Below are 26,919 nucleotides of genomic sequence, written 5' to 3' on the forward strand. Positions count from 1 at the left end.
TTAAGGCCGGTATACCGCCACATTGCTAAAGCCTTGCTCTTGCAATACCACGGCCTGCAGACGGCTCATGACACCACGCTCACAGTAGCAGTAATAGTGTTTGCTCTGATCCAGCGCAGCAAACTGCGATGCCAGGCGGAAAAACGGCAGTTCAATCACCTGATGGCCGTCTACGCTTAGTGGTTTAATATCGGTTTCTTCCGGACTGCGGATATCCAGCACGATGGCGTCTTTGGGAAGTTGTGCCAGCTCGGTTACCACATGGGCCTGTTGCTCCGCCTGATAATCAATAGTGCGGATATCCAACACTTTGGCCGAACTGACGGCGTGTTCTAACACGCTAAAATCAAACTGCTGCTCACTGGCTAACACTTCAGATAGCACAGCATTGACCGTCGGCTTCTTCGATATCACACCGCAGTATTCCGGCATACTTTTAGCGATATCTTCAGCGCCAATCTTGCGCGCCAGATCAATAATTTCCTGTTTGTCCTGATAAATCAGTGGTCGCAGGATCAAGGTTTCGGTTACCCGGTCTATCACACTCAAATTGGTAATGGTCTGGCTGGATACCTGGCCAATACTTTCGCCGGTAACAATGGCTTTAATGCCTAAGCTTTCTGCCACACTGCTGGCAGCACGCATCATCATACGTTTTAATACTACGCCCATTAAACCGTTGTCGATAGTTTCGAGGATCTGATCAACCACAGGGGCAAAATTCACACTGACAAATTTTACCTTGTGCGACAGGCTATATTTCTGCCAGATATGAAATGCCATTTCCCGCACCCCGGCTTCATGGGCGGCGCCACCTAAGTTAAAAAATAAATAGTGGGTGCGCAGGCCTTTACGGATCATCAGATAACTGGCCACCGCCGAATCATAACCGCCAGAGATCAGTGACAACACATCTGACTGCGATGGCAGCGGAAAACCACCCATGCCCTGATGCACCTGCCGCACCATGATCAGTAAGTCTTTTTTTATTTCCAGCGATACCACCAGATCCGGCTTTTTCAGCTGCACCCGGGCACTGCCGACATGCTGGTTTAAGCCACCGCCAATATAGCGCTCGGCTTCAATCGAGGTAAAATCATGATTGCCGCTGCGCCGTACCCGCACACTAAAGCTTTTATGCTCAAGTTGCTCGGCATAAACGGCCAGCACCTGTTCAAAAATATCATGCAAAGAACTAAACCGGCTTGATTGCATTTCAGCAAAGGCAACAATGCCGGGAATACATTGCAGCCGCTCTATCATACGCTGGCGTAATGTAACGTCATCGCTGTCACAGCGCACGGTAAGATGATCAAAATTATTGCTGACGGCAACCCGGCTATCCACCTGCAACAAAATGGTTTTCAGGTTGCGTTCCAGCAGCAGGGTCTGGCGCTTGCGCACCGACTTACTTTTAATGGCAATTTCAGGGTGCAGTTTTATTAAAAATTCAATCATCAGACACAAGCACAAGTTAGCAGGAAAAAAAGTGGCGCAGATTATAGCGGATCTGTCTGCAAAGACCTAATCTGCGCACTATTTAGCGGTTAATTCCCGGCTTACTGTGCAGGCGGTTCCAGGCTGATGGGCTCTGACTCTTTGGCTTTACCCTGCATAATCGAAATTTCAACCCTGCGGTTACGCCGCCGGTTCAGTTCAGTGTCATTCGGCACCAAAGGCTTAGTATCAGCATGGCCAACCACCACCAGGCGGGTGCGGTCGAACCCCGGTGCTCTGATCATTTCCGTCGCCACCGACACCGCACGTTTAGCCGATAAGTCCCAGTTATTGCTGTGCAGTTCATCAGAGACCTGAATATCATCGGTATGGCCAGTTACGGTGATTTCCCCGGGCACATCGTTTAACAAGCTGCCAATACGCTGAATAATGGGTTTAAAGCGCGGCTGTAAAAACGACGAGCCTGACGGGAAAGAGCCGTTCTCACGAATACGGATAATAATTTGCTGGCCCAGCGATTCCAGTTCAATAGCACCGTCAACAATTTGCTTTTCCAGCTGCTCAGCCAGCTTTTTAACCATCTCGTTGGTTTGGTCCTGCTGCGCTTGACTCTCGCCTTCAGCAGCGGCTGACTCGCCATCCATCACTTCTTCGGCATTACTTACCGACTGGCCGCCGCTTAAATCTTCACGTTGCTCTTGCCGGCCACCGGCCGAGTCTTCTTCACCGGCCTGAAACTCGATTACCTGCTGAGTAATTTCCATCGTTTGCTGTTGCAGGGTTTCAATCGGCGTTGGGTCGGGCCGGCCGGGACGAAATTCCATAGCAATAACACTGGTGCCCTTAGGAATATCTTCTACTTCTATTTTATTTTGCACACCAAAGGCAAATTTCATTGAACCGGCAATCTGCTTAAACTTCAGCACATCCATTTCAGAAAACGCCAGTAGCAATACGAAAAAGCACATCAACAGCGCCATTAAGTCGGCAAAAGTTCCCATATAAGCCGGCAACCCCGGCGGGGGGCATTTGCATTCTTCTTCTGCTTGCTCGCTCATGCTTTACTCCGCTGCCGGCTCACGTTTACCCTGCGCCAGATAGTTGCGCAAAATGCCTTCAATCACTTTCGGGTTCTGGCCATCCTGAATGCCTAAAATGGCATCCAGGATCAGCTGATTATTCTGCTTTTCTTGTTGGTTGCGGATCGCCAGCTTATCAGCCAGCGGTATCGCAATAATATTAGCAATAAAAGCGCCGTACAGCGTTGTTAATAAGGCGACGGCCATCGCCGGGCCTATGGCTTTAGGATCATCCATATTCGACAGCATCGCCACCAGGCCAATCAGGGTACCTATCATTCCCATCGCCGGCGCCACATCACCCAGGCTCTTAAAAATGGCAATGCCGGTTTCGTGCCGCTTTTCGGTCAGGCTAATATCCTTTAGCAGAGTCGCCCGCACCACATCCGCGTCATGGCCATCTACCAGCATATTTACGCCCTTTTGCATAAAGGCATTCGGTATTTCCGCCTCTTCCAGTGCTAAAAAGCCTCCCTTACGGGCTGAATCGGCCAGTTGTACCGCCTTTTCAATCAGCTCTTCCGGGGCTTCAATTTTAAATATAAAGGCTTTGGCGGCCACTTTACCGGCGCCGAAGAACTGCCCCAGCGTAAACTTAGAAATGACAACGAAAATAGAGCCACCAAACACGATAAGCACCGACACCGTATCGGCAAACATGCCGGGCGCACCGCTACTGCCCAGGATCATCGCCATCACAACAAAACCTATTGCACCTAACATACCGACCAGGGTAGCTAAATCCACTTTATTCTCCTTAGTTACAACACTGCAGCGTCCGCTATGCGTTTAAGTTTATCTCAGACGATAGCTGTTTATCGACAAAAGCGCGCAATGATTAAGTATAAATTACATGAAATTATCAATTTAGCCTTTCACATCCGCTTTCTGATTGACCATAATAGCCTGCTAGGTTACCTTTGCGCACACTTTTGTGGGGGTGGTATGAGCAAGAAAAAAGCTGATTTAAGTCAGTTTGAACAGACGTTATCAGAGCTTGAACAAATAGTGCAGCAACTGGAACAGGGCGAACTATCACTGGATCAATCGCTGCAGCAGTTTGAGCGCGGCATTACCCTTGCCAGGCACAGCCAGCAATTACTGCAAAGCGCCGAGCAAAAAGTCCAACTATTAATGCAGCAACAGCAGCAAGAAAGCCTGTTGCCTTTTGAACCAGAACAGGAAAACTAAGGTGTTGCCACTAAACCTGTCGCATTATCAACAGCGGGTAGAGCAGTATCTGCAGCGGGTGCTGACACAGCTGCCAGCAACAGATAACCGGTTACTGGATGCCATGTCGTACAGCCTGTTATTGGGCGGCAAAAGAGTGCGCCCCTTTTTAGTGTACAGTTGCGGCACTATGCTCGGTGCCAGTCTGGATGATTTAGACGGTCCGGCCGGCGCACTTGAAGCGCTGCATAGTTACTCGCTGATCCATGATGATTTACCGGCGATGGACAACGATGACCTGCGCAGAGGCAAACCAACCTGCCATAAAGCCTTTGATGAAGCCACCGCCATTTTGGCCGGTGATGCACTGCAAACATTGGCCTTTGATATTTTAGCCAACCATCCTTATCAGCAGGTACAGGCCAGTGAAATCGTTGCTATGCTGCAAGGCTTTGCCCGCTCTGCCGGTTATGCCGGTATGTGTGGCGGCCAGGCGATAGATTTGGCACAAACCAACCAGCACACCAGCCTGGCACAGCTGGAAAGAATGCACCGGTTAAAAACCGGTGCCTTAATTGAAAACGCAATCGAACTGGCCTGGCTGTGCAGTCCAAAGCGTCAGCTGGACGACAAAGCTAACCTGCTGAGTTTTGCCCGCGCCTTAGGGCTGGCTTTTCAGGTGCAGGATGATATTCTCGACATTGAAAGCGATACCCAGACCCTGGGCAAGCCACAAGGCTCAGACAGTAAGGCAAATAAATCAACTTACCCGGCGTTGCTGGGTCTGGACCAGGCTAAAGCCAAAGCCCGACAATTGTATCAGGATGCACTGAACGCTCTGGCACGCTTACCGTATAACACTGATGAATTACGCGCTTTTGCGCAGTACATTATCGAACGCAGGTTTTAACACAGGCATGGATTATGGCGTTAGATATTAACGATTACCCGCTTTTAGCGCAGGCTAATCTCCCCGAGCAGCTGCGTCAGCTGCCGCAAGACAAGCTGGTGGCACTCAGCGACGAGTTACGCAGCTATTTATTACAGAGTGTCAGCCAAAGCAGCGGCCACTTTGCCTCAGGCCTGGGCACGGTAGAACTTACTGTAGCGCTGCATTATGTCTATAACACGCCGTTTGATCGGGTGATATGGGATGTGGGCCATCAGGCTTATCCGCATAAAATTCTGACCGGCCGCGCCGAGCGGATGCACACGATCCGCCAGAAAGATGGCTTGCATCCGTTTCCGTACCGCGAAGAAAGCGAATACGATGTATTGTCCGTGGGACACTCCAGTACCTCAATCAGTGCCGCTCTGGGGATGGCCATTGCGGCACAGCAGGCGTGCAGTAACCGTAAGGTCGTGGCCGTGATTGGCGATGGCGCTATTACTGCGGGTATGGCATTTGAGGCGCTGAACCACGCTGGCGAAGTACGCCCGGATATGCTGGTGATACTGAACGACAACGAGATGTCGATTTCGGAAAACGTCGGTGCCTTAAACCGCTATTTCGCCCGCATCTTGTCCGGCAGCTTTTATACCAGCCTGCGTGAAGGCGGCAAAAAAATCTTAAGCGGTGTGCCACCGCTGCACGAGCTGGCCAGCCGCGCTGAAGAACATTTTAAAGGCATGGTGACACCGGGTACCTTTTTCGAAGAGCTGGGCTTTAATTATATCGGCCCGATTGACGGCCACGATGTGCTGGGCCTGGTCGATACTATTCGTAATATGCGAAACTTAAAAGGCCCGCAACTGCTGCATATTGTAACCAAGAAAGGTAAGGGCTATGCCCCGGCCGAAGCCGACCCTATTGGCTATCATGCGGTGGCTAAATTTAACCCGGAGCAAAACAAGCAACCGGCGAAAAAAGCCAGCCAGCCCAGTTTTTCCAATATTTTTGGCAACTGGATTTGCGATATGGCGGCCGAAGACGAACGCTTACAGGCGATTACGCCGGCCATGCGTGAAGGCTCGGATCTGGTGCGGTTCTCCAAAACCTTTGCCAAACGTTATTTCGATGTTGCCATTGCCGAGCAACACGCCGTGACACTGGCAGCCGGTATGGCCATTGAAGGCTTAAAGCCGGTAGTGGCCATTTACTCCAGCTTTTTGCAACGCGGTTACGACCAGCTTATTCACGACGTCGCCCTGCAAAATCTGGATGTGTTGTTTGCTATTGATCGCGCCGGCGTAGTGGGCGCTGACGGCCCAACCCATCAGGGTGCTTTTGATATTAGCTTTATTCGCTGCATCCCCAATATGGTGCTGATGGTGCCGTCTGATGAAAATGAATGCCGGCAAATGTTGTATACCGGCTACCAGTACCCGGGCCCCGCTGCCGTGCGTTATCCGCGCGGCAGTGGCACCGGCATAACGCCGGACAGTGCGATGCAGTTACTGGCCATAGGTAAGGGCCGGGTAGTGCGACAGGGTGAAAAGCTTGCTATTCTGGCCTTTGGCCCACTGCTCAGTGCCTGTCAGCTGGCCGCTGAGCAACTGAATGCCACTTTGGTCGATATGCGCTTTGTTAAACCACTGGATGAGGCCTTGCTGCATAAATTAGCCAAGCAACATAGCCGGTTTGTGACAGTGGAAGATAACGCCATTATGGGCGGCGCAGGCTCAGCGGTGAATGAGTTTATCGCCCGCTCAGGCCTGGCTGTACAATGCCAGAACCTGGGCCTGCCAGATCATTTCATTAAACACGGCAGCCAGCAGGAAATCTATACCGAGCTGGCGCTGGACAGTGACGGCATTCTGGCCAGCATTAACGCTCAGCGTTAATGAAATATTCGCCTGCCCCCGGTAGTGCCGGGGGCGGTTCAGATACTGGTATTTTTCAGCACAAAATGCGCCAGGCCTGCGGCTAATAATCGTTCGACCTGGGCTTCAATATGGGCGGAGTCTTCAAACTCAAAGGCATCGACCTGCTGATCAAATTCAATCGTCGCTACGCCATTCTTGCCGGCATGTTTAACATGGTACAACGCCATCTCGGCCAGCTGCAGTGAAATTTCCCAGTTAATTAACTGACCGCCCAACAGGTTCAGCGGATAAATAGAATAGCCTACTGAGCAGCTTAAACGGGTACGGTGACCATCGGGCAAACTAAACACGGTATTACCGACCAGCTCATTCAGACGATAACTAAACTGCTCGACCAGTTCAGTTTGTATATCACGCAATACCAGCACAAATTCTTCGCCGGCAAAGCGCACGACATAATCTGAACCGCGGGTTTCGCGGATCAATAAGCCGGCAACCTGCTGAATACAGCTGTCCCCTGCACTGTTACCATATTGATCATTTACCTGTTTAAAATTATCCAGATCCAAATGAATCAGCGCGACACATTTACCCTGCGCCAACATCGACTCGCGGTTACGCTGAAAATGCTCAATATCTTTGGGCAGTTGTTCAAACATAAAGCGGCGGTTGCGCAGGCCCGTCAGGCTGTCTTTATGGGTAAGCAGCACCAGCTGCTCGTTCAACTCATTTAGCTTAAGGTTGCTGTTTTCCAGCTCTTGAGTGCGCTGGCGTACCAGCCGTTCCAGCTGTTGACGCTGATATACGGTGTTGCGCCGCATCAGCCACAGCACCCCATACAAACAAAATAGTGCCAACAACAACCAAAGCCCGCGATAAATCAGGGTTTCATCAAACCGTTTTGGCACTATCAGCTCCAGTTGAGTCGACTGCGCATCTTGCCAGGCTTGATTATCAAATCGGCTTTGCAAACGAAAGATAAAACGGCCCGGCGTCAGGTTGGTATAAACGGCCTCGCGTCTGTCAGCCACCTCATGCCACTGCTGATCAAAGCCTTGCAGCTGATAACGAAACTTTAATGCCGCCGGTTTAACAAACTCTAGCGCCGAATAGCTAATCGTCAGGTTACGATCATCCAGTTCAAGGACCAGCCGCTGACGTTGATTATTGATGTTATACCAGTGCTGCCCCTGCACATTTTTAATCACCGGCTGCACAGTGCGGTTAAACTTATGCTGCAGTTGTGTCGGCACCGCTACCAGGCCTTTTAGCGTTGGATACCAGTACTGTTGCTGCCAGTAAGCGACTTTGGCATGGCCAGCCCCGTTGCAGCAGCGGCCCGGCACTGTGCCCAGCTGACGGTCATAGGGGCCCAGCACTTCCTGTGCCAACACAGCGCCGCTGTTTAACTGCGCCAGTGCTTCTGGCTTAACGCGAAAAATGCCCTTGTTACTGCTGATCCACAGTAAGTCCTGCGCAGCATCAAATGTCAAACTGACCACAGGGCTTTGGGTTAAGCCATTGCCGGTATGCCACTGCAACCATTGCTGCTGTTTGGCAAAGCGGACAAAAATGCCATCATCCAGGGTGGCCACCACCACAGTGCCGTCCGGCAGAACTTGTAAGGCCGTGATATAGCTGTTGTACAGCGCTGTACCGACTCCCAGCCGGGTTAAACCTTGTTGCTGGTATTGATACAAACCACGGGTGGTGCCAAACACCAGCTGCTGCTGACTATCCTGCAAGACGGTAATATTGCGTGACTCCAGCTCATCATTCAGCGCAAAAGGCCGTAAGGTATCATCGCTAAAATGATACAGGCCCATAACGCCACCAATCCAAACACCGTCGGCGGCGTCGGGCTGCAACACACGCACAGTAAAGCCAGCTAAATTAGCAAACTGCGGCGTTAATCCGCGCTCACCGCGCTGATAGCGCTGTACACCATCGTCAGTCGCCAGCCACATTTGTTGTGCCGACGGCCAGTACACATCATAAACGGTACTGGCGCCCAAGGCGCTGGTATCAAGCAATTGCTGATATCCCCCTTCGGCATTTATCTCACCAACGTCAGACTGGCCGGCAATTAACAGGGTGTTGTCCGGCGTCACCGCGACACTGCGAATAACGGGATCAGCTTGCTGCGGCACAACACGGCGGATATGGCCGGCTGAAGCGCGATAGATGCCATCACTGAAACTGGCCAGCCAGATGTTTTGTTCTTTGTCTTCAAAGATGTCACTGAACCAGGGATAACTGCCCAGCTCATCACCGGTGATGTGCTGCCAGTCTTGTCCGCTGTGTTTATGGAACAGTTTACGGTGCGCCGAAATCCAGCTATTGCCGCGGCTATCGCGCAGCAGTTTATAGACGGCGGTGTTGCTCTGATCCGGTAACTGACATTTCTTGACTGTGCCCTGAGCATCCAGATGATAAAAACCGGCTTCGCCGGCGATATGTAAGCCATTTTCGGTCCAGTACAAATCATACACCGGGGTCTGCATCAGCTCCGCAGGTAACACGAAGCTCTCTATGTTACCTTCAGTGTCAAGCCGGTACAGCTTTTCAGCACTGGCAACCCAAACCTGATTATTAACCAGTTCTAATTGGCTTACCTGACCAAGAATTTGTTCTACCCGGCTGACTTTGCCATCGCGAATACGGAACAACGAGTCTGCAGCCACCCAGATTTCACCGGGTAAGACTTCCACTATCGCCGTCACTTCCGACAGGATCTGATAGCGGTCAAAGGTGAGTGTGGCCGGATCAAAACCAGATAAGCCTGCCTTGGTGCCCACCCACATATAACCACTGCTATCAGCTAATAAACGGGTAGTTACATTACTGGCTAAATGCCGCTGCGTTTCTCTACTAAAATGCTCAAACTGTACGCCATCAAACCGGTTTAAACCGTATTGCGTGGCCAACCAAATGTAGCCCTGAGCATCCTGACTCACGGCACGTACCGAATTGCTGGCCAGGCCGTCGCTGCTGCCCCAATGCTTGATGTCGAAATCGTAAACAGATTGCTGGGTATAAGAGAAACAGGCAAAAGAGCACAGCAATAAAAGCAACAGTAAGGTGTGTTTCATTGCGCGGCTCCCGTCCCTGAATAACGTTAGTTCAAAGGTAAATAAGGCAGTAACAGGTGCAGCACTGCCAGAGTGGCAATACCGGCCGCGATATCATCAAGCATAATTCCCAGGCCGCCATGCACATGTTTGTCCAGCACACTGATGGGCCAGGGTTTTACAATATCAAACAGCCGGAATAACACAAACCCCAGCAATAAGGTTTGCCAGTGTAACGGCAGCCATAACAGGCTAATGCCATAACCGATAATTTCATCCCAGACGATGGCTTTATGATCATGCTCACCGATATCGGCTGCGGTTTTGCCGCATAAATAAACCCCCAACACAGCGCCGGTTAACACAAAACCCAATAAATAGCTGTTGCCTAACCACAGTAACAGCGCAACCAGCGGCACCGCGGCCAGAGTACCAAAGGTACCCGGCGCCTTGTTAGCCAGGCCACTACCAAAGCCCAACGCGAGAAACTGATACCATTTTTTCAGGTTAAACTGAACTGTACTCATGAGAAATGCACAAAGCCCTGATGTTGATAGTCTAACAGCTGCTCGCCCTGCTTCAGTTCCAGCTTACCGGCCACGCCGGTAATGCGCCCGATACAACTTAAGTTAATGCCGTAGGGAGACAACAGCACGTCAAGTGAACCCCGCCGGGCTTCAGGCACGGTAAACAGCAATTCATAATCTTCACCACCAGACAATGCTAACTGCGTCGCGGTTGCGTTATCGCAGCTATCTTTTACCGCCTGCGATAAGGGTAATTTGCTGACATCAATACTGGCGCCGACGGCAGAGCGTTTTAATATATGTTGGATATCGCTGTACAGGCCATCGGATAAGTCCATCGCGCTGCTGGCAATATTTCGCAGTGCCTGCCCCAGCGCTACCCGGGCCGATGGGTAATGAAAGCGTTGCAGAATATGGGTTTGGTGCTTTTTGCTGACTTCATGCAAGCCCTGGCACAACTTCAAGCCTAATGCCGCATCGCCCAAAGTGCCGGTCACGTAAATATAATCACCAACCTTGGCACCGCTGCGGGTAATGGCTTTACCGCGCGGGACTATGCCTTTGGCCACCATCGTCAGGCTAAGCGGCCCTCGCGTGGTATCGCCGCCAATCAGCTGACAATTATAGTACTCAGCGGTTTCGTGCAAGCCAGCGCTAAAGGCGGCTAACCAGGCATCATCTACTGTTGGCAAGGTCAGCGCCAGTGATAGCCAGGCAGGCTCTGCCCCCATCGCTGCCAAATCGCTAACATTGACCGTAACCAGTTTATGGCCAAGCGCACGCGGGTCGTCGTCAGGATAAAAGTGCGTGCCAACCACCATGGTATCGGTCGTCACGACCAGATCGTAGCCATCACGTACCTGCAATACGGCACCATCATCGCCGACACCAATGGCGGCATCGCTGCGCTGAACGCCACATTTGGCAAAATAGCGGGAAATGAGTTCGAATTCACCCATAAAACTAAGAAGCCGGCTAATGCCGGCACTCCTTTAACTTGGACGCAGTACGCGAACGGCTTTGTCCAGAATGCCGTTAACAAACTTATGGCTGTCATCAGCAGCAAAGGCTTTAGCCAGCTCTATCGCTTCGTTGATGATCACCTTGTAGGGCACATCAATGCGGTACTTCAGTTCATAAGCCGACACCCGTAAGATGGCTTTTTCGACAAAATCAATTTCGTCAAATGGCCGATCTAAATAAGGTTTTAGTGCTTCATCCAGCGTAGCGTGGTTTTTAACCACACCACGCAGCAAGTCCTGGAAATAACCTACGTCAATATGCTTAACGTTGGTTTCCAGCAACAATTGTTGTTCAATATCTGCAATCGGGTTCTGGCTAACATGCCAGCTGTAGATCCCCTGTACTGCAAGTGACCGCGACTGACGACGGGCATTAGGTTTCATGTGTGTCTCTTCCTGTTACAGCTTGGCCAGCAGATTAACCATTTCCAGCGTTGACATGGCCGCTTCGCTACCTTTGTTACCGGCCTTGGTACCGGCGCGCTCTACCGCTTGCTCAATACTGTCTACCGTTAATACGCCAAACGCGACCGGGATATCGTGCTGCATCATGACCTGAGCAATACCCTTAGTACATTCACCGGAAACATATTCAAAGTGCGGTGTTCCGCCACGGATCACGGCGCCTAGCGCAATAATGCCATCATACTTTTTGCTGGCTGCCACCCGCTGCACCGCCAGCGGCAATTCAAAAGCACCGGGTACACGGATCACAGTAATGTCCTGCTCAGCCACATTGCCGATACGCTGTAAGGTATCAGTGGCGCCGCTTAATAAACTTTCAACAATAAAGCTGTTAAACCGCGCTACCACTAACGCAAACTTTTTACCGTTGGCAGAAAACCCTGCTTCAATCACCTGCATACGTTGCCCTTAAAATCTGACCGCTAAAAATTAGCCGTGCATAATAGCACAACAGTGCGCAAACCGGCATAGTCTTTCTGGCTCACTGTTGCGCTTCATGTTATCAAGTTACCGTTGTTACTCGCTAACGTAGTCCACCACTTCCAGGCCAAAGCCCGACAGCGCATGGTATTTTTTCGGCTGGCTAAGTAAGCGCATTTTTTTAACCCCCAGACTGGCCAAAATTTGTGAGCCGACGCCCACATTGCGTGAGGTACCGTTCCAGGGTGTAGTGCGCGGCTTTTCACCTTTATCTTCAGCTTCAAAGCCCTGCACCGTGTGGATCAATTGCTCTGTCGTTTCGTGTTTACCCAGCAGTACTAAGACGCCACCGTCTTTAGCGATGCGCGCCATTGCAGTATGCAGTGGAAAACTGCGGTTGGCTGCGCGGTTTGCCATCAGCAAATCACTAAAAGTGTCATGCAGATGCACCCGCACCAGCGTCGGCTGCTCCGGGTTTATCTCGCCCTTTACCAGCGCAAAATGAATTTGGTTATCAATGGTGTCTTTAAAGGTTATCAGCTGAAAATCACCGACTTCGGTCGGTAACTGGCAACTGGCGACCTGTTCGATCGTGGTTTCATTTAAATTACGGTATTCAATTAAATCGGCAATGGTGCCAATTTTAATGCCGTGCTTTTTGGCAAACACTTCTAAATCTGGCCGCCGCGCCATAGTACCGTCGTCATTTAAAATTTCGACGATCACCGCCGCCGGCTCAAGGCCTGCTAACCGGGCTAAATCACAACCGGCTTCGGTATGACCGGCGCGCACCAGTACACCACCGTCTTGTGCCATCAGCGGAAAAATATGGCCAGGCTGCACGATATCGGCCGGACGGGCATCACGCGCCACGGCGGCTTTTACAGTGCGGGCCCGGTCTGCTGCCGAAATGCCGGTCGTTACGCCTTCAGCCGCTTCAATTGACACGGTAAAGTTAGTGGCAAACGGCGATTTATTGGCATCCACCATCAGTGGCAGCGCCAGTTGGCTACAACGCTTTTTCGTCAGGGTTAAACAAATTAAGCCGCGGCCATAGGTGGCCATAAAATTAATCGCTTCAGGCGTAACATAGTCTGCCGCCATCACCAGATCGCCTTCATTTTCGCGATCTTCATCGTCCATCAGCACCACCATTTTGCCCTGACGGATGTCTTCGATAATTTCAGCAGGAGTATTCAGTTGCATAACAGACCTTATTTATAAAAAGCCACGCTGCGACAGCAGCGCCAGACTGACTCCGCCGGACGCACCAGCGTTGTCTTTGTTCAGTAGCCGTTCGAGATAACGGGCAATCAAATCGACTTCAAGGTGAACCTTGCTGCCCACTTTCAATGCGGCAATAGTGGTGTGTTGTGCCGTGTGCGGCACTATGGTTAAACGAAACGCATTCTGACTCAGCTCATTGACAGTCAGGCTGATACCATCCACCGTAATGGAGCCCTTAGTAGCAATGTAGCGCGCCAGCTGCTTAGGCAACGCCAGCCAAACCTGCCAGGCACGGCCACTTTGCTCCAGCTTCACCACCTGACTAACGCCATCAACATGGCCACTGACTATGTGCCCGCCCATGCGGGTACTTGGCAGCATCGCCTTTTCCAGATTAATCCGCTGCCCGCGCTGATAATGACCGAACAAAGTATGCGCCAGTGTTTCAGACGACACATCAGCGTCAAAACTGCGCTTACCCAGCGCCGTCACCGTTAAACAGACGCCGTTACTGGCGATACTATCACCAAGCTTAACGTCGCTAAAATCCAGGGTTTCGCTGACGATAGTCACGCTGAGATCATCACCATGCGGGCGGATGGCACTGAGCTCACCTGTGGCTTCAATAATACCTGTAAACATCGGTTATCCTTGTTACATGCCTTAGCCTAAAGTTGCCGTCAGGCGTAAATCCGGCCCGACCATACGCACATCGCGCCAACTAAGTTCGGGTACCTGTGCCAGGGCGCTAAATTGGGGTAACACCGCCAGTGGTTGTGCCGTGTTACCCAGCAGCTTGGGCGCTAAATACACGATCAATTCGTCAACCAGTTTTAATTGCAACAAAGCGCCGGCCAGGGTTGCACCGGCTTCTACCCACAGAGTGTTTATCTGCTCGCGCAAGGCTAAATGTTCCAGTAACAGGGGTAAGTCAAACTGCGCCTGCGCGTTAAGTGGGCAATGAATTTGTCTGGCAATATTGGGGAGCTGCCGGTTGTTTTCAAGCTTGCTGACACACAGCAGCACTTCTCCGCCGTCAGCAAACAGTGCCAGTTTATGATCCAGGGTACCATTGCGATCGAGGATCACTCTTTTGGGCTGACGTAACTGGCCGCTTTCCAACCGTTGCACCTGATATGGCAGTTGTTCAGCACGCAGGTTTAATCTGGCGTTGTCTGCCAGCACTGTGCTGGCGGTAGATAAAATGGCACAGCTTTGCGCCCGGTAATGCTGTACATCGGCGCGCGCCGCCTCACTGGTTAACCATTTACTGTCACCGTTGGCCAGCGCCGTGCGGCCATCTAAACTGGACGCCAGTTTTAACTGTACATAAGGGCGTTTCAGCTCCATCCGGCTTAAAAAGCCCGGGTTCAGCGCTCTGGCCTGCGTTTCCATTAGGCCAACATCGACCTGGATACCCGCCGCGCGTAGCATTGCCACGCCCCGCCCCGCCACCTGCGGGTTGGGATCTTGCATTGCCACCACCACCCGGCTGACACCGGCGGCCATCAGCGCCTCAGCACAGGGCGGCGTGCGGCCATGATGGCTGCAGGGTTCCAGCGTCACATAACACGTCGCCCCTTGCGCCGCGCTACCGGCTTCGCGTAAAGCGAATACTTCAGCGTGGGGCCCGCCAGCCTGCAGGTGATAGCCACGACCTATTACACGGCCGTCTTTTACCAACACGGCACCAACATTCGGGTTCGGGCTGGAGGTATAGCGGCCAAGCTCAGCTAAGCTTAGCGCCTTCGCCATAAAGGCGCTGTCGGCAGCGCTGAACATCAGGCTTTTTCTCCTAAGCGCGCAATTTCTTCACCAAATTCACGGATATCCTTAAACGAGCGATATACCGAGGCAAAGCGCACATAGGCCACTTTATCTACCTTCACTAACTCGTCCATAATCAGGTTACCCAGCAACTGGCTGCCAACCTCGCGCTCGCCGGTCGCGCGCAACTGCGATTTTATTTTATTGATCAACTGCTCTATCTGCTCGGTCGATACCGGGCGCTTTTCCAGTGAGCGTAACAAACCACTGCGCAATTTATCTTCGTTGAATGGCTCGCGTGAGCCATCACGCTTTATAATGCGCGGCATGACCAGCTCAGCCGCTTCAAAGGTAGTAAAACGTTCATGGCAAGCCAGGCATTCGCGCCGGCGCCTGACCTGGTGGCCGTCTGCCACCAGCCGTGAGTCGATTACCTTGGTATCATCTGCATTACAAAACGGACAGTACATAATTCATATCCTGCTAAGCCTGGCAACAGCGCTATAAAGAAAAGCCAGATAAAGAAATGGCCGCAACAGCGGCCATCATAGCACTTAATCCGTGTTTAGGCATAAACCGGGAAGCGGCTGCACAGCTCGCCGACCTGGCTACGTACTTTATCAATCACTGCCGCATTGCCGCGACTGTCCAGTACATCACAAATCAGGTTTGCCACGCTGCGGGCTTCGGTTTCGCCAAAACCACGGCGGGTAATAGCCGGGGTACCAATACGCAGGCCAGAGGTTACAAAAGGCGAGCGCGGGTCATTGGGTACCGAGTTTTTATTGACGGTAATGTGTGCCTGTCCCAACCAGGCATCCGCTTCTTTACCGGTGATGTCCTTGTCAATTAAATCCATCAGGAACAAGTGATTCTGCGTACCGCCAGAGACGATTTTATAACCGCGCGCCATCATCGCATCACACATGGCTACGGCGTTTTTCAGTACCTGCTGCTGATAGACTTTAAATTCAGGTTGCAGCGCCTCTTTAAACGCCACGGCTTTGGCGGCAATAACATGCATCAGCGGGCCACCCTGGCCACCCGGGAATACGGCAGAATTAAGTTTCTTCTCAATTTCTTCGTTTTTACGTGCCAAAATCAAGCCACCACGTGGCCCAGCCAGCGTTTTATGCGTGGTGGTGGTTACCACGTCTGCAACCGGTACCGGGTTAGGATACAGGCCTGCCGCAACTAAACCGGCAACGTGCGCCATATCAACCATCAGATAAGCGCCTACTTTGTCGGCGATATCGCGAAAACGCTGCCAATCAACAATACCGGAATACGCAGAGAAACCGGCAATAATCAGTTTTGGCTTGTGCTCCAGCGCTAATGCCTCTGCCTGATCATAATCAATCACACCGGTTTCTGGGTGCAGACCGTACTGCACGGCATGGTACAGTTTACCGGATGAGCTAACATGCGCACCGTGGGTTAAGTGACCACCATGCGCCAGGCTCATACCTAAAATGGTATCACCGGCATTTAACAGCGCTAAGAATACTGCAGAGTTAGCCTGAGAACCCGAGTGCGGCTGCACATTGGCGTAGTCCGCGCCAAACAACTCTTTAGCACGGGCGATGGCTAAATCTTCAGCAATATCAACATATTCGCAGCCACCGTAGTAACGCTTGTGCGGATAACCTTCGGCATATTTGTTGGTCAGCTGAGAGCCTTGCGCTTGTAATACGCGTGGGCTGGCGTAGTTTTCTGACGCAATCAGCTCAATATGCGCTTCCTGACGGTCAGTTTCTTGGGTTATGGCTTGCCATAATTCCGGGTCGAAATCGGCAATATTCATATCACGCTTTAACATGCTCTCTCCTGGTGCGGCTTGCACGCCTAGTCTAAAAAAATGCGGTACGGTAAAACGGGCTGATAAAAATTGGCCGCTATTCTACCGCTAATTTGCGCTTTATGCACTGCGAATTTAGACATCTAAATGTCTAAATAAAAATTAACCACCGCGCAGCTGTGTCACAGGCTTTACAACAGGCCAACACCCTCCTAATATACTGTATATATAAACAGCCAAGGCAAGGCTATGCGTAAAATCATACATATTGATATGGATTGCTTTTTCGCCGCAGTGGAAATGCGTGATAACCCGGCTCTGCGCCATGTTCCAGTCGCCATTGGCGGCTCCCGCCAGGCACGCGGCGTCATCTCCACCTGCAATTATCCAGCCCGCGCTTTTGGCGTACGCTCAGCCATGCCAACCGGTCAGGCACTGAAGCTCTGCCCACAGCTGACGCTACTGAGCGGCAATATGGATAAGTACAAAACGGCCAGCCGGCAGATCAGGGCCATTTTTGCCCGTTACACTGAGCAGATAGAGCCGCTGTCGCTGGATGAAGCTTATCTGGATGTCAGCGACTGTACGCTGTTTCATGGCAGCGCCACCCGCATTGCCGAAGATATCCGCCGCAGTATCTTTGCCGAAACCGGCCTTACCGCCTCTGCCGGGGTGGCGCCGAATAAGTTTTTAGCCAAAATTGCCAGTGACGAAAACAAACCCGATGGCCTGTTTGTCATTACACCGGGCCAGGTTGCAGATTTTGTCAAAACGCTGCCATTAAAACGTCTGCCAGGGGTCGGCAGCAAAACAGCTGAACGCTTAAGCCAGCTTGGGCTGCACAGCTGCGCCGATATTGCCACGGCACCACTGGCGTTGTTAGTCAAACATTTTGGTGCCCAGGCCGATAGCCTGCTAAAGCGTAGTCAGGGCATAGATGAACGGCCGGTGTGTAGTAATGAGCAGCGTAAATCGCTTGGTGTAGAGCGTACGCTGGAGCATGATTTAGTGAAATATACCGAGTGCGTCGAAACCTTAAGCCAACTACTACCGCAACTGCAGCGCCGGCTCGAGCATTACAGTAACACGGCGGCAGGGCGCATGACGCCGGTACAAAAAGTAGGCGTTAAATTAAAGTTCAGTGATTTTCGCCAGACCACAGTGGAAAAACAGGGCCAACCCCTGCAACTGGATAAATTATTGCCGTTACTGGATGAAGCCTGGCAGCGGCGGCAACAACAGGGCGTACGCCTAATTGGCCTGCAAATCGGTTTTAAAACATCGGCATTGCAACAACTGGCTTTACCCTTTTAACGGCCGATATTCCGGGAAACCATTTCGCGGGTTCCCAATAACAGAAAACCGGCAAATGCCGGTTTTATGCAAGCCTGGCCGGAATTATCCGATAACAGTTACGTTCTCAGCTTGTGGGCCTTTTTGGCCTTCAGTTACTTCAAAAGTAACTTTCTGACCTTCAACTAAAGTTTTACGGCCGGTGCCATTAATAGCGCGGAAGTGAACAAAAACGTCCTTACCACCTTCACGCTCCAGGAAACCGTAACCTTTCTCTTCGTTGAACCACTTAACTGAACCGGAAATTAACTGTGACATAACACTCTCTTACTTTAACTAAATTTGCCAGCTCGCTGGCGACTTAAATATTACCGGCCATATCTGCTAGCTAGTATATATTTTCGCCCTCATTATCAGTTAAGCCATATAAGGGGTCAATAACCTTGCCTGCTGCAGTGCAAATATTTCTGCTCTGGCCGTATCAGCAATATGAGCCACACTACTGATAACCCTGTTATTGTTGCTATGTTTAACAATAACAACTTGAGTGTAGCAGCAATAATGCTGAAAAAATAATCAGCGTAAAATTTATTTTTGCTTACGCTTAACCGGTGCCATACCATCATCACCGCCCTGAAAAAACTGTGGCCTGGCGGTGCTGGTTTTAGCTTTAGGCTTTGTTGGACGTTTAGCGCCCACGGCTTTATCCACTGCCCGCTTTTTCGTTGCCGCCGCAGCAGGCCGCTGTTTGCCATCAAAACTTGCTGCTAGGCCATCAATAACACTGAAGTCGACAGGCTGGCGCAAAAACGCTTCAATCCGCTGCAGTGCTGCAATATCTTTTGGCCCCACTAACGAAATGGCGGCACCTTTGGCTCCGGCTCTGCCGGTACGGCCAATACGGTGAACATATTCTTCGGCATGTTTGGGCAGATCAAAGTTAATAACATGAGACACCTGCAGTAAATCCAGGCCACGTGAGGCTAAATCTGTGGTTACCAGTACCTGATATTTAGCGCTGGCAAAAGCCTGCATCACGCTGTTACGACTGCTTTGCGACAGCTTGCCGCTTAAGCCCACTGCGGTTTTGCCCAGCGATTGGCACAACTGCGCTAAACGTTCAGCATCCTCACGGGTGGCAGTAAAGATAATCAGTTGATTAATATCAGCTTGCTGTAAAAAATGCTGCAACAAGGCTTCTTTATGCGTTAAATGGTCGGCCAGATAAAATTGCTGGCTAATATCCTGATGCTGCTGATACGAGGCGCCAATTGCGACCCGGTACGGATTTTTCAGCAGCGCCAGTGCCAGTTCATCCACTTCAGCGTGATCCAGTGTGGCCGAAAACAACAGAGTCTGCCGTAGCCGATGGTCGGCAGCTTTATTGATAATGGTCAACTGTGGCATAAAACCCAGATCAAGCATGCGATCGGCTTCATCCAGGATCAGCATTTCCAGGCCATTAATAAAAACCGATTTATGCTCAAGGTGATCAACAAAGCGGCCCGGTGTCGCCACGATAATATTGGGTTCACGCTTTAACAGCTTTTCCTGATCGTTAAAGTTCTCACCACCAACAATGAGTGCAGACGTCAGTGGCGTGTTGGCAACAAACAGTCGCAGCTGGGCATACACTTGTTTTGCCAGTTCACGGGTTGGTGCCAGGATCAATGCCCGGGCATCGCGCTTTGACAGCGGCCGGCTTTTCAGCAGACGCTGCATCATTGGCAGCAAGTAGGCCAGGGTTTTACCGGAACCGGTTTGTGACGACACGATAAGGTCGCGTCCCACCATCACCGCCGGTATGGCTTCCTGCTGAATATCAGTAGGTTTAACAAACCCCAGATGCTGTACCGAACGCAATAAACGCGGATCGAGCGATAAATCATGAAATGGCAAAATGAACCTCATCAACCTTAAATTACCGCTATATGATAACCGAAGCTGGCTATTTGGGTTAGTTTGATTTCGATTCTGTGTCGCTTTGCGTTACTATAAAGCTATTATTTTAACCGCTAACCAACGCATCATCGATCAGGGTTAACCATGAGTAATGCATTAAAAGAACAACTGCTTAAAGCTGGCCTGGCTGACGCCAAAAAGCTCAAAGCGGTTAAAAAGGAAAAACATCAGCAAAAAGTGCAGGCCGGCAAAAAGCAGCAGGTGGTAAACGAAGCCAGTGTGCTGGCTGAGCAGAGCCGCCAACAACAAATTGAACGTGACCGCTTATTAAATCAGCAAAAGCAGGCACAGCTGCAACAAAAGGCTATAGCGGCCCAGGTCAGACAGCTTATCAATAACAACATCATCAAAGCGCAGGGCGATGTGGCTTATAACTTTACCGATGGCAAATTGGTAAAACGGCTGTATGTGAACAACAAACTGCATGACGAATTAAGCCGCGGCTTGTTAGCTATTGCCAAACAAGACGAGCAGTATTTCCTGGTACCGGCTGCCGTGGCTGAGAAAATTCAGCAGCGGCAAAGCGATAGCATCATAGTGCTGAACGTGAAACAGCAACAACAAGACGAAGATGATCCTTACGCCGACTTTAAGATCCCGGATGATTTAATCTGGTAAGCGGTTAGCAGAAAAGTGACATTGACGATGACGACGCAGCTGGCATTAGCCAGCCTAAATCAGATGAGTCAGCTACGCAGCTGGTTTCACAGTGCCGCTGAGCAACAAAGCTGGGGCGGCGATAACTTTGACTACCCCTGTAATGACGCCCGCTTTTTAGAGCTGTTATGCCGCTCTGGCACCCAAAGCTATAGCCTGCTGACGCCAGATGGCGCTGAACTCCTCGGTTTTGGCCAGCTATGTGACCGCTTTGGTTGTCATCATCTGGCCCGGTTGGTTATCAAGCCTGAATACCGCGGTCAGGGCCTGGCCAAAACACTGATTTTTGCCTTAATCAGCCAGGCATTAAGCCAACAACGCCGCGACATTTCTCTTTATGTCCACCGTCACAATACCGTTGCGTTGCAGTGTTATCAGACTCTGGGTTTTATTATCGCTGCGCCACCCGAGCAGGAGAATACACGGCTTTATTTTATGAAACTTGACGCAGACAGCGCCCTTGCGGCCGCCCGGCGCTATATACAACAAGCTTAATCAGCCTGTTGTCTGGCACTTACCCCTTTTACCGATTGCGCAAAAGCGGGGTTTAACTGCCATTTGGGCCTGATGGGCGTCAGGGGCAGCTCACGTTTGCGTGCAACGATAAGATAACTTGAAGCAAAGTAACTCAAATGCTGCTCAGCCCATTGTTTGACATGGCCGGGGCGATAATCGCGCGATAACATCGCAGAGCAGAAAAAGCGCTGTTCGGATAACACTTCAAAGCCAACCAGATGCAGCCAGTCTTTAATCCGTGATGCCGAAAAAAACCGGCCCTGCCATGGATAGCGCTGTTGCAGCGCTGGCCAGTACTTCAGTATGCCAACCAGACTAATGGGATTAACACCGGTTAATAGCAGATAGCCATCGGCGCGCAATACCCGATGCGCCTCGCGCACCACATGGTGTGGGTCCGGCGTAAATTCCAGGCAATGGCTTAACAGCACCGCATCTACACTGTGCTCACTAAACGGCAGGGCATCAGCTTCGGCGTGTAACATCACATCCTTGCCATAACGGCCAACATTAATCTGATGGCGTATCTTGCAACCGCTGGTATCAAGCTGACAGCTCAGATCACCCACTTTTAGCAGATAGTAGCCAAAAATGCGCTGCCACCAGGATGTTAGCTCACTGGCTATTGCGCCCGACAGCGCGTCCCCCTGATTAAATTGCTGCCATTCAGAGGGACACCGCCGGTCTTTTTCGCTTAACGCCGGTTTCATGCTAAATTGTGCCTTAGTTTAATCACGGTAACTGCCATTATGTTTCAGATTACACCCATACCAGCCTTTGAGGATAACTATATTTGGGCACTGTGTCAGCCTGATACGCCTTATTGTTTGGTCGTCGATCCGGGTGATGCTGATGCTGTACTACGTTTTTTAACGCAGCATAACAAGCAACTACACACTGTGTTAATCACGCATCACCATCACGACCATACCGGTGGCATTGCCCGCTTAGCCCAGCAATTTCCTCAGCTAAGGATCATAGGTCCTGGCGCTGAGCAGCAGCGCATCGACGGCCTGACTGAACAGGTACAACAAGGTGATACAGTGCACCTGCCTGAGCTTAACCTGCAATTTAACGTCATAGACGTTCCCGGTCATACCCTTGGGCATATTGCGTTTTATTCAGCCCCGGTTTTGTTTTGCGGTGATACCTTATTCAGCGCTGGCTGTGGTCGCCTGTTTGAAGGCAGCCCGGCACAGATGTGGCAATCACTGCAAAAGCTGGCCGCCTTGCCGGACGACACTCAAGTGTATTGCACCCATGAGTATACCCTGGCAAACCTGAAATTTGCTTTATTCGCGCAACCCGACAATGCTGAGCTGGTCAGTTATGCCCGGCATTGTGCGCAGTTAAGACAACAAAATAAACCAACTCTGCCAGCTCTGCTGGGCAGGGAGAAACAAATTAACCCGTTTTTACGCTGTAATAACAAACTGTTGCAACAGCACTGGCAGCAAGATAATGCTTTGGCGCTCTTTACGGCGTTAAGAGCAGCAAAAGATCAGTTTAAAGCCTGACTTGCAATCGTGCAGCGAAACGGTAACATTCGTATTTTTAGACGTGGAATGAAGTAATGTTGATAAGAATTTCTGCTGTGGCTGCGGCCGTTTTACTCGCCGGTTGCGTAAGCAATAATACGTCTGACGCAACAATTCCCCAGCCAGCAACGACAGCAGTGTCGTCAGCAGATTTTCATAAACAGGCGGCCAGCGCTGAACAGATTGCTAACCGGCTGTGGTATCAGGGGCAACTTCCCGACAACGAGCCCCCCACTCCAGATGCCACAGAGCTGGAAGATTTGTGGCAACGCATACAGATGCAGTTGAGCTTTCACGTGCCGCAAACCCGGCCCATCGTCGAACAACGCAATTTTTACAGCAGCCATCAGGCTTATCTCGACCGCATTGCCAACCGCGCCCAACCCTTTCTGTACCACATAGTACAGGAAATTGAGAAACGCGGCATGCCGCTGGAGCTGGCGTTATTACCTATCGTCGAAAGCGCTTTTGACCCTTTTGCTTACTCACATGCTGCAGCGTCCGGCATGTGGCAGTTTATGCCGGCAACCGGCAAACGTTTTGGTTTAAAACAAAACTTCTGGTACGACGGCCGTCGCGATGTGATCGCCTCAACCCGTGCCGCACTGGACTATCTGCAATACCTGCATGACAGATTAGAAGGCGACTGGCTAAATGCCATTGCCGCCTACAACTCTGGTGAAGGCCGCATCCTTAAAGCCATTAAGCGCAACAAGCAAAAACGCTTACCTACCGATTTCTGGTCACTGGACCTGCCGGCTGAAACCACGGCCTATGTACCAAAACTGTTAGCTCTGGTCGATATTCTAAAACGCCCCGATGATTTTGATATCGTCTGGAAGTTTATTGCTAACGAACCCAAAATTGACGTTATCGAGGTGGGCAGTCAGATAGATCTGGCCATCGCAGCGGAAATGGCCGGCCTTAGCGTATCAGAGCTACAGGCACTTAACCCCGGTTTCAACCAGTGGGCAACCGATCCGGACGGCCCGCATTATCTGGTACTCCCCAAACAGCACAGCGCGCAATTTAACCAGCAGCTGGCGCAGACCCCGAGCCAGAACTGGTTGCGTTGGCAACGCTATACGGTAAGCAAAGGCGACACTTTAGGTAAAATAGCCAAACAGCACAGTACGAATATCAGCGCTATTCAACGCATTAATAAATTAAATGGCAGTACTATCCGGCTGGGCCAGCACCTGTTAATACCGGTGGCGGCGCAGGACGACAGTAATTACGACTTAAGCGCGCCAAACCGCATAGCTAAAGCACAACAACAGGTTAGCGGCACTAAGTTGGCCTATACTGTACAGCAGGGTGATACACTGTGGGATATCAGCCGTGAGCATAAAGTTACTGTGGCACAGCTGGCGAAATGGAATGGTATAGCACAGCGCTCAGCGCTGAAGCCCGGGCAACAACTGCTAATCTGGCAACAGCCTGATCAGAAGGTAACGGCTGGTGTTTCCCGAACGGTGACCTACAAGGTACGCAAAGGCGACTCGCTGGCACGTATTGCACAACGGTTTAGCATTAGCATTGCCGATATAGTGAAGTGGAACAACATCAACACTGACAATTATTTACAACCCGGCCAACAGTTAAAACTGGTGGTCAATATGACTCAGGTTTAAGCTAAAACGGCTAATCAAAGGAGCCGACTGATGAAATACTGGTTGCTGTGCAGTTTGCTGTTGATTAGCCCTTTAAGTGTTGCGCAGTTTGATATTTCCGGTGAAGGTACGGTGTTCCTCAGCAATGGTAAAAGCCAGCCCTTTGATTTTGGCTTCAGCTATTTTCGCCAGGATGGCCAGTACCGCTTTATTGTCGGTCGCTACAGCCTGATGGTGCCCTCAGTGCCACAAAAATACTCTTTAGCGCTGATTCTGCAAGACGATAAGCAAGTATGGGCATCTGACTTTATTAACGAGCCGATTAATGGCTTCACCCTGGAACTGGACGGCCATGAACTGGCGTTGTACCAGGACACCTCTGCCGTTAAAGCTAAGGGCCATTTTGTGCTGGAGTTAAATGGTGAGCGGTTTTATTTTGATCGCGGCCCCGCTCAGGTAAACTTTCTGTTTACCGAACAAGGCATTAAAGAGGTGCGGGTGGAAGGCATGTTTAAACCGACAAAGTAACCGCACGGTTTGCACTGTTACTTAAACTCTTTTTGCAGCTGCAATGCCGGCACAGCACCTGAGGCAATACACAGCAGAGGCGCTCCCAGTGTGATCCACCAACCTAGCTGTAAATTGACACCATGCCACCAGGCATATAAGGCGGCTGTCAGCTGAAATACTATGCCAAACAGCCCTAAATAAACCAAGGCCCGGTTTAACACCCGTTTGGGCCAACATAACTTCATCGTATCAACCTGTTATTAACTGAGAACCTTCGGTTATCCGGACAGCTTATCTTATTTGTCCGTCATCCATTTTTGTACCGCCGACACTAATTCATCAGGATGAAATTTAGCGATAAACTGATCGGCCCCCACTTTTTTCACCATCGCTTCGTTAAACACCCCGCTTAGCGATGAGTGCAGCACAACATGCATATTGCGCAGCAAAGGATCGGCTTTAATTTCAGCGGTCAGGGTATAGCCATCCATTTCTGGCATTTCAATGTCTGAAATCAGCAACGGCACCTTGGCTGAAATATCGCCGCCTAATTCAGCCGCTTTGGCGTTTAGCCAGTCCAGCGCCAGCTTACCGTCATTAACCAACTCAACTTTAATGCCAATCGACGTTAGTGCCCGCTTTACCTGATTACGCGCCACAGCCGAGTCATCCGCCACTAACACAATTAAGTCGTCAAAATCGCGTTCGGTTGCTTTGGTCTTTACATCTTCACTCACATCTTCGTTTACCGGTGTGATCTCAGAGAAGACCTTTTCAACATCAATAATTTGCACCAGCTTGCCGTCTATTTCGGTGACCGCGGTAAGATAATGCCCTGCGCCAGCTCCTTTGGGCGGCGGCAAAATCTGGTCCCAATTGGTGTTGACTATACGGTCGACACCATTGACTAAAAAACCCTGGGTATGGCGGTTATACTCCGTCACCAGAACATAGGCGGTAGACAAATCTTCTATACGTTTACCACCGGTAGCCTGGCTTAAATCAATTACCATTACCGGCACGCCACGCAAATGGGCAATGCCCCGCACATGTGGGCTTGAACCTGGCATTTCGGTCAATTCAGGACATTGCAGCACTTCGCGCACTTTAAACACATTTATGCCGAAGGGTTGCGCGCCATGTAAGCGAAATAACAACAGCTCGAGCCGGTTATTGCCTACCAGGTTCGTGCGCTGGTTTACTGCCGCCATCAATTTACTCATAGTGTGCTACCCCTGAGCCCGCTACCGGACTAACCAATGATTGATGCCTATAAACAATACTACAGCATGTTGCCACAGGCTGCATAAGAAAAACAAAATACAGCTTAAGCATAGGCGAGGTTTAATGCTCGTCCAGAACCTATTAACCTTTGTCGACATTAACCAAAATAAAACCGGCTGCGTTAGCAGCCGGTGATGTTACTGGGCGTCAGGTTGTTGCTCGGGGGCGGCCAGCGCAAAAGCGGCCAGTTGCATACAGTTATGGTATACCGCATTAATTGTTGGGTAAGGTGTCATATCCAGTGCAAAGCGCTGGGCGTTGTACACCTGCGGTACCAGGCAAATATCAGCCAGTGTCACGGTATCGCCAACACTATACTGGCCAGCACTTTGCGCTAAACGTTGCTCCAGCGCCGTAAAACCGGTGCTTAACCAGTGCGTTATCCACGCCAGCTTTTGCTGCTCTGTTAACGCCAGCGGGCCGGTCAGGTACTGCAGCACCCGCAAATTATTCAGCGGGTGAATATCGCAGGCAATATCCAGCGCCAGCGCCCGCACTTTAGCTTTAGCTGCGGCAGCTTCGGGCAACAGGGCTGGCTCGGGGTACGTATCATCCAGATAGTCAATAATCGCCAGCGATTGGTTCAGACTAAGATCGCCATCGACTAAGGTAGGCACCAGCTGCGCCGGGTTTAGCGCTTTGTAACTGTCGCTATGCTGCTCACCGCCGTTTTTCACCAGATGTACCGGCAGGTTGTCAAAGCTCAGCTGTTTTAAATTCAGTGCGATGCGCACCCGATAAGCGGCAGATGAACGCCAGTAGCCATAGAGTTTCAT

At 50.9% G+C, this 26,919-nt stretch carries 28 protein-coding genes; 9 read left to right on the plus strand and 19 right to left on the minus strand.

Annotation, left to right across the window (positions count from 1 at the left end):
- From thiI to pomA, 3 genes are all read right to left on the minus strand, one after another.
- Positions 1–1,458, minus strand: coding sequence for a tRNA uracil 4-sulfurtransferase ThiI (gene thiI / locus EYB30_RS05310; RefSeq protein WP_166837884.1), 1,458 nt, complete (start codon positions 1,456–1,458; stop codon positions 1–3).
- Between the two features lie 101 nt (positions 1,459–1,559).
- The gene (locus tag EYB30_RS05315) at positions 1,560–2,516 is read right to left on the minus strand and encodes a flagellar motor protein MotB (protein ID WP_166837885.1); all 957 of its coding nucleotides are present in this window, start codon (positions 2,514–2,516) and stop codon (positions 1,560–1,562) included.
- 3 nt (positions 2,517–2,519) lie between these two features.
- A complete protein-coding gene (pomA, locus tag EYB30_RS05320; RefSeq protein WP_166837886.1) occupies positions 2,520–3,284 on the minus strand; it encodes a flagellar motor protein PomA in 765 nt (254 codons plus the stop codon).
- Between the two features lie 198 nt (positions 3,285–3,482).
- Between pomA and xseB the strand changes: the two genes are divergently transcribed.
- From xseB to dxs, 3 genes are read left to right on the plus strand one after another with little or no spacing between them, the layout of a single operon-like run.
- Complete coding sequence (xseB, locus tag EYB30_RS05325) at positions 3,483–3,728, plus strand: exodeoxyribonuclease VII small subunit (RefSeq protein WP_166837887.1); 246 nt, start codon at positions 3,483–3,485, stop codon at positions 3,726–3,728.
- A gap of 1 nt (position 3,729) precedes the next feature.
- Positions 3,730–4,617, plus strand: a complete 888-nt coding sequence (gene ispA / locus EYB30_RS05330; RefSeq protein ID WP_166837888.1) for a (2E,6E)-farnesyl diphosphate synthase — start codon at positions 3,730–3,732, stop codon at positions 4,615–4,617.
- Positions 4,618–4,631: 14 nt separating this feature from the next.
- The gene (dxs, locus tag EYB30_RS05335; protein WP_166837889.1) at positions 4,632–6,491 is read left to right on the plus strand and encodes a 1-deoxy-D-xylulose-5-phosphate synthase; all 1,860 of its coding nucleotides are present in this window, start codon (positions 4,632–4,634) and stop codon (positions 6,489–6,491) included.
- 38 nt (positions 6,492–6,529) lie between these two features.
- On the opposite strand, the gene EYB30_RS05340 is transcribed toward dxs, so the two are convergent.
- The 10 genes from EYB30_RS05340 to glyA all read right to left on the minus strand — a co-directional run bounded on the left by EYB30_RS05340 (position 6,530) and on the right by glyA (position 16,791).
- Entirely contained in the window at positions 6,530–9,565 is a 3,036-nt protein-coding gene (locus tag EYB30_RS05340; protein WP_166837890.1) for a ligand-binding sensor domain-containing protein, read from the minus strand.
- Positions 9,566–9,591: 26 nt separating this feature from the next.
- Positions 9,592–10,071: a phosphatidylglycerophosphatase A family protein gene (locus EYB30_RS05345; RefSeq protein ID WP_166837891.1), complete on the minus strand. Its 480-nt coding sequence runs from the start codon at positions 10,069–10,071 to the stop codon at positions 9,592–9,594.
- Positions 10,068–11,030: a thiamine-phosphate kinase gene (gene thiL / locus EYB30_RS05350; protein WP_166837892.1), complete on the minus strand. Its 963-nt coding sequence runs from the start codon at positions 11,028–11,030 to the stop codon at positions 10,068–10,070. The genes EYB30_RS05345 and thiL overlap by 4 nt, the downstream gene beginning before the upstream one ends.
- Positions 11,031–11,063: 33 nt before the next feature.
- Entirely contained in the window at positions 11,064–11,477 is a 414-nt protein-coding gene (gene nusB, locus EYB30_RS05355; RefSeq protein WP_166837893.1) for a transcription antitermination factor NusB, read from the minus strand.
- Between the two features lie 15 nt (positions 11,478–11,492).
- Positions 11,493–11,957, minus strand: a complete 465-nt coding sequence (gene ribH / locus EYB30_RS05360; RefSeq protein ID WP_166837894.1) for a 6,7-dimethyl-8-ribityllumazine synthase — start codon at positions 11,955–11,957, stop codon at positions 11,493–11,495.
- 117 nt (positions 11,958–12,074) lie between these two features.
- Positions 12,075–13,184: a bifunctional 3,4-dihydroxy-2-butanone-4-phosphate synthase/GTP cyclohydrolase II gene (gene ribBA, locus EYB30_RS05365; RefSeq protein WP_166837895.1), complete on the minus strand. Its 1,110-nt coding sequence runs from the start codon at positions 13,182–13,184 to the stop codon at positions 12,075–12,077.
- A gap of 12 nt (positions 13,185–13,196) precedes the next feature.
- Positions 13,197–13,847 carry a riboflavin synthase gene (locus EYB30_RS05370; protein WP_166837896.1) on the minus strand — a complete coding sequence of 217 codons (651 nt, stop codon included), beginning with the start codon at positions 13,845–13,847 and terminating at the stop codon, positions 13,197–13,199.
- Positions 13,848–13,868: 21 nt separating this feature from the next.
- On the minus strand, positions 13,869–14,987 hold the full coding sequence (ribD, locus tag EYB30_RS05375) for a bifunctional diaminohydroxyphosphoribosylaminopyrimidine deaminase/5-amino-6-(5-phosphoribosylamino)uracil reductase RibD (protein ID WP_166837897.1): 1,119 nt from the start codon (positions 14,985–14,987) through the stop codon (positions 13,869–13,871).
- Positions 14,987–15,442 (minus strand): transcriptional regulator NrdR, encoded by a 456-nt coding sequence (gene nrdR, locus EYB30_RS05380; protein ID WP_040552497.1) that lies wholly within the window; start codon positions 15,440–15,442, stop codon positions 14,987–14,989. The genes ribD and nrdR overlap by 1 nt, the downstream gene beginning before the upstream one ends.
- A gap of 95 nt (positions 15,443–15,537) precedes the next feature.
- Positions 15,538–16,791 carry a serine hydroxymethyltransferase gene (glyA, locus tag EYB30_RS05385; RefSeq protein WP_166837898.1) on the minus strand — a complete coding sequence of 418 codons (1,254 nt, stop codon included), beginning with the start codon at positions 16,789–16,791 and terminating at the stop codon, positions 15,538–15,540.
- Positions 16,792–17,019: 228 nt separating this feature from the next.
- Between glyA and dinB the strand changes: the two genes are divergently transcribed.
- Positions 17,020–18,084 carry a DNA polymerase IV gene (gene dinB, locus EYB30_RS05390; RefSeq protein WP_166837899.1) on the plus strand — a complete coding sequence of 355 codons (1,065 nt, stop codon included), beginning with the start codon at positions 17,020–17,022 and terminating at the stop codon, positions 18,082–18,084.
- A gap of 84 nt (positions 18,085–18,168) precedes the next feature.
- On the opposite strand, the gene EYB30_RS05395 is transcribed toward dinB, so the two are convergent.
- Together EYB30_RS05395 and EYB30_RS05400 are read right to left on the minus strand one after the other, a co-directional pair.
- On the minus strand, positions 18,169–18,381 hold the full coding sequence (locus tag EYB30_RS05395) for a cold-shock protein (protein ID WP_027669659.1): 213 nt from the start codon (positions 18,379–18,381) through the stop codon (positions 18,169–18,171).
- A gap of 270 nt (positions 18,382–18,651) precedes the next feature.
- On the minus strand, positions 18,652–19,962 hold the full coding sequence (locus EYB30_RS05400; RefSeq protein ID WP_166837900.1) for a DEAD/DEAH box helicase: 1,311 nt from the start codon (positions 19,960–19,962) through the stop codon (positions 18,652–18,654).
- A 147-nt stretch (positions 19,963–20,109) separates the two neighbouring features.
- On the opposite strand from EYB30_RS05400, the gene EYB30_RS05405 reads away from it, so the two are divergent.
- A complete protein-coding gene (locus EYB30_RS05405) occupies positions 20,110–20,643 on the plus strand; it encodes a DUF2058 domain-containing protein (protein WP_166837901.1) in 534 nt (177 codons plus the stop codon).
- 27 nt (positions 20,644–20,670) lie between these two features.
- Entirely contained in the window at positions 20,671–21,177 is a 507-nt protein-coding gene (locus EYB30_RS05410) for a GNAT family N-acetyltransferase (protein ID WP_166837902.1), read from the plus strand.
- Here the strand turns inward: EYB30_RS05410 and EYB30_RS05415 are convergent.
- On the minus strand, positions 21,174–21,908 hold the full coding sequence (locus EYB30_RS05415) for a class I SAM-dependent methyltransferase (protein WP_166837903.1): 735 nt from the start codon (positions 21,906–21,908) through the stop codon (positions 21,174–21,176). The genes EYB30_RS05410 and EYB30_RS05415 overlap by 4 nt on opposite strands.
- 39 nt (positions 21,909–21,947) lie before the next feature.
- Between EYB30_RS05415 and gloB the strand changes: the two genes are divergently transcribed.
- Genes gloB through EYB30_RS05430 form a run of 3 tightly spaced genes read left to right on the plus strand, consistent with a single transcriptional unit; the run spans position 21,948 to position 24,877 of the window.
- On the plus strand, positions 21,948–22,715 hold the full coding sequence (gene gloB / locus EYB30_RS05420) for a hydroxyacylglutathione hydrolase (RefSeq protein ID WP_166837904.1): 768 nt from the start codon (positions 21,948–21,950) through the stop codon (positions 22,713–22,715).
- A gap of 56 nt (positions 22,716–22,771) precedes the next feature.
- Positions 22,772–24,370 (plus strand): LysM peptidoglycan-binding domain-containing protein, encoded by a 1,599-nt coding sequence (locus tag EYB30_RS05425; RefSeq protein WP_166837905.1) that lies wholly within the window; start codon positions 22,772–22,774, stop codon positions 24,368–24,370.
- A 30-nt stretch (positions 24,371–24,400) separates the two neighbouring features.
- The gene (locus EYB30_RS05430) at positions 24,401–24,877 is read left to right on the plus strand and encodes a hypothetical protein (protein ID WP_241697972.1); all 477 of its coding nucleotides are present in this window, start codon (positions 24,401–24,403) and stop codon (positions 24,875–24,877) included.
- Between the two features lie 17 nt (positions 24,878–24,894).
- On the opposite strand, the gene EYB30_RS05435 is transcribed toward EYB30_RS05430, so the two are convergent.
- The 3 genes from EYB30_RS05435 to maiA all read right to left on the minus strand — a co-directional run bounded on the left by EYB30_RS05435 (position 24,895) and on the right by maiA (position 26,919).
- Entirely contained in the window at positions 24,895–25,104 is a 210-nt protein-coding gene (locus EYB30_RS05435; RefSeq protein ID WP_166837906.1) for a hypothetical protein, read from the minus strand.
- A gap of 51 nt (positions 25,105–25,155) precedes the next feature.
- A complete protein-coding gene (locus tag EYB30_RS05440) occupies positions 25,156–26,082 on the minus strand; it encodes a chemotaxis protein (protein ID WP_166837907.1) in 927 nt (308 codons plus the stop codon).
- Positions 26,083–26,280: 198 nt separating this feature from the next.
- Positions 26,281–26,919 (minus strand): maleylacetoacetate isomerase, encoded by a 639-nt coding sequence (gene maiA, locus EYB30_RS05445; RefSeq protein ID WP_166837908.1) that lies wholly within the window; start codon positions 26,917–26,919, stop codon positions 26,281–26,283.

This window comes from Rheinheimera pleomorphica (genome assembly GCF_011634895.1).
GTDB lineage: Bacteria > Pseudomonadota > Gammaproteobacteria > Enterobacterales > Alteromonadaceae > Alishewanella > Alishewanella pleomorphica.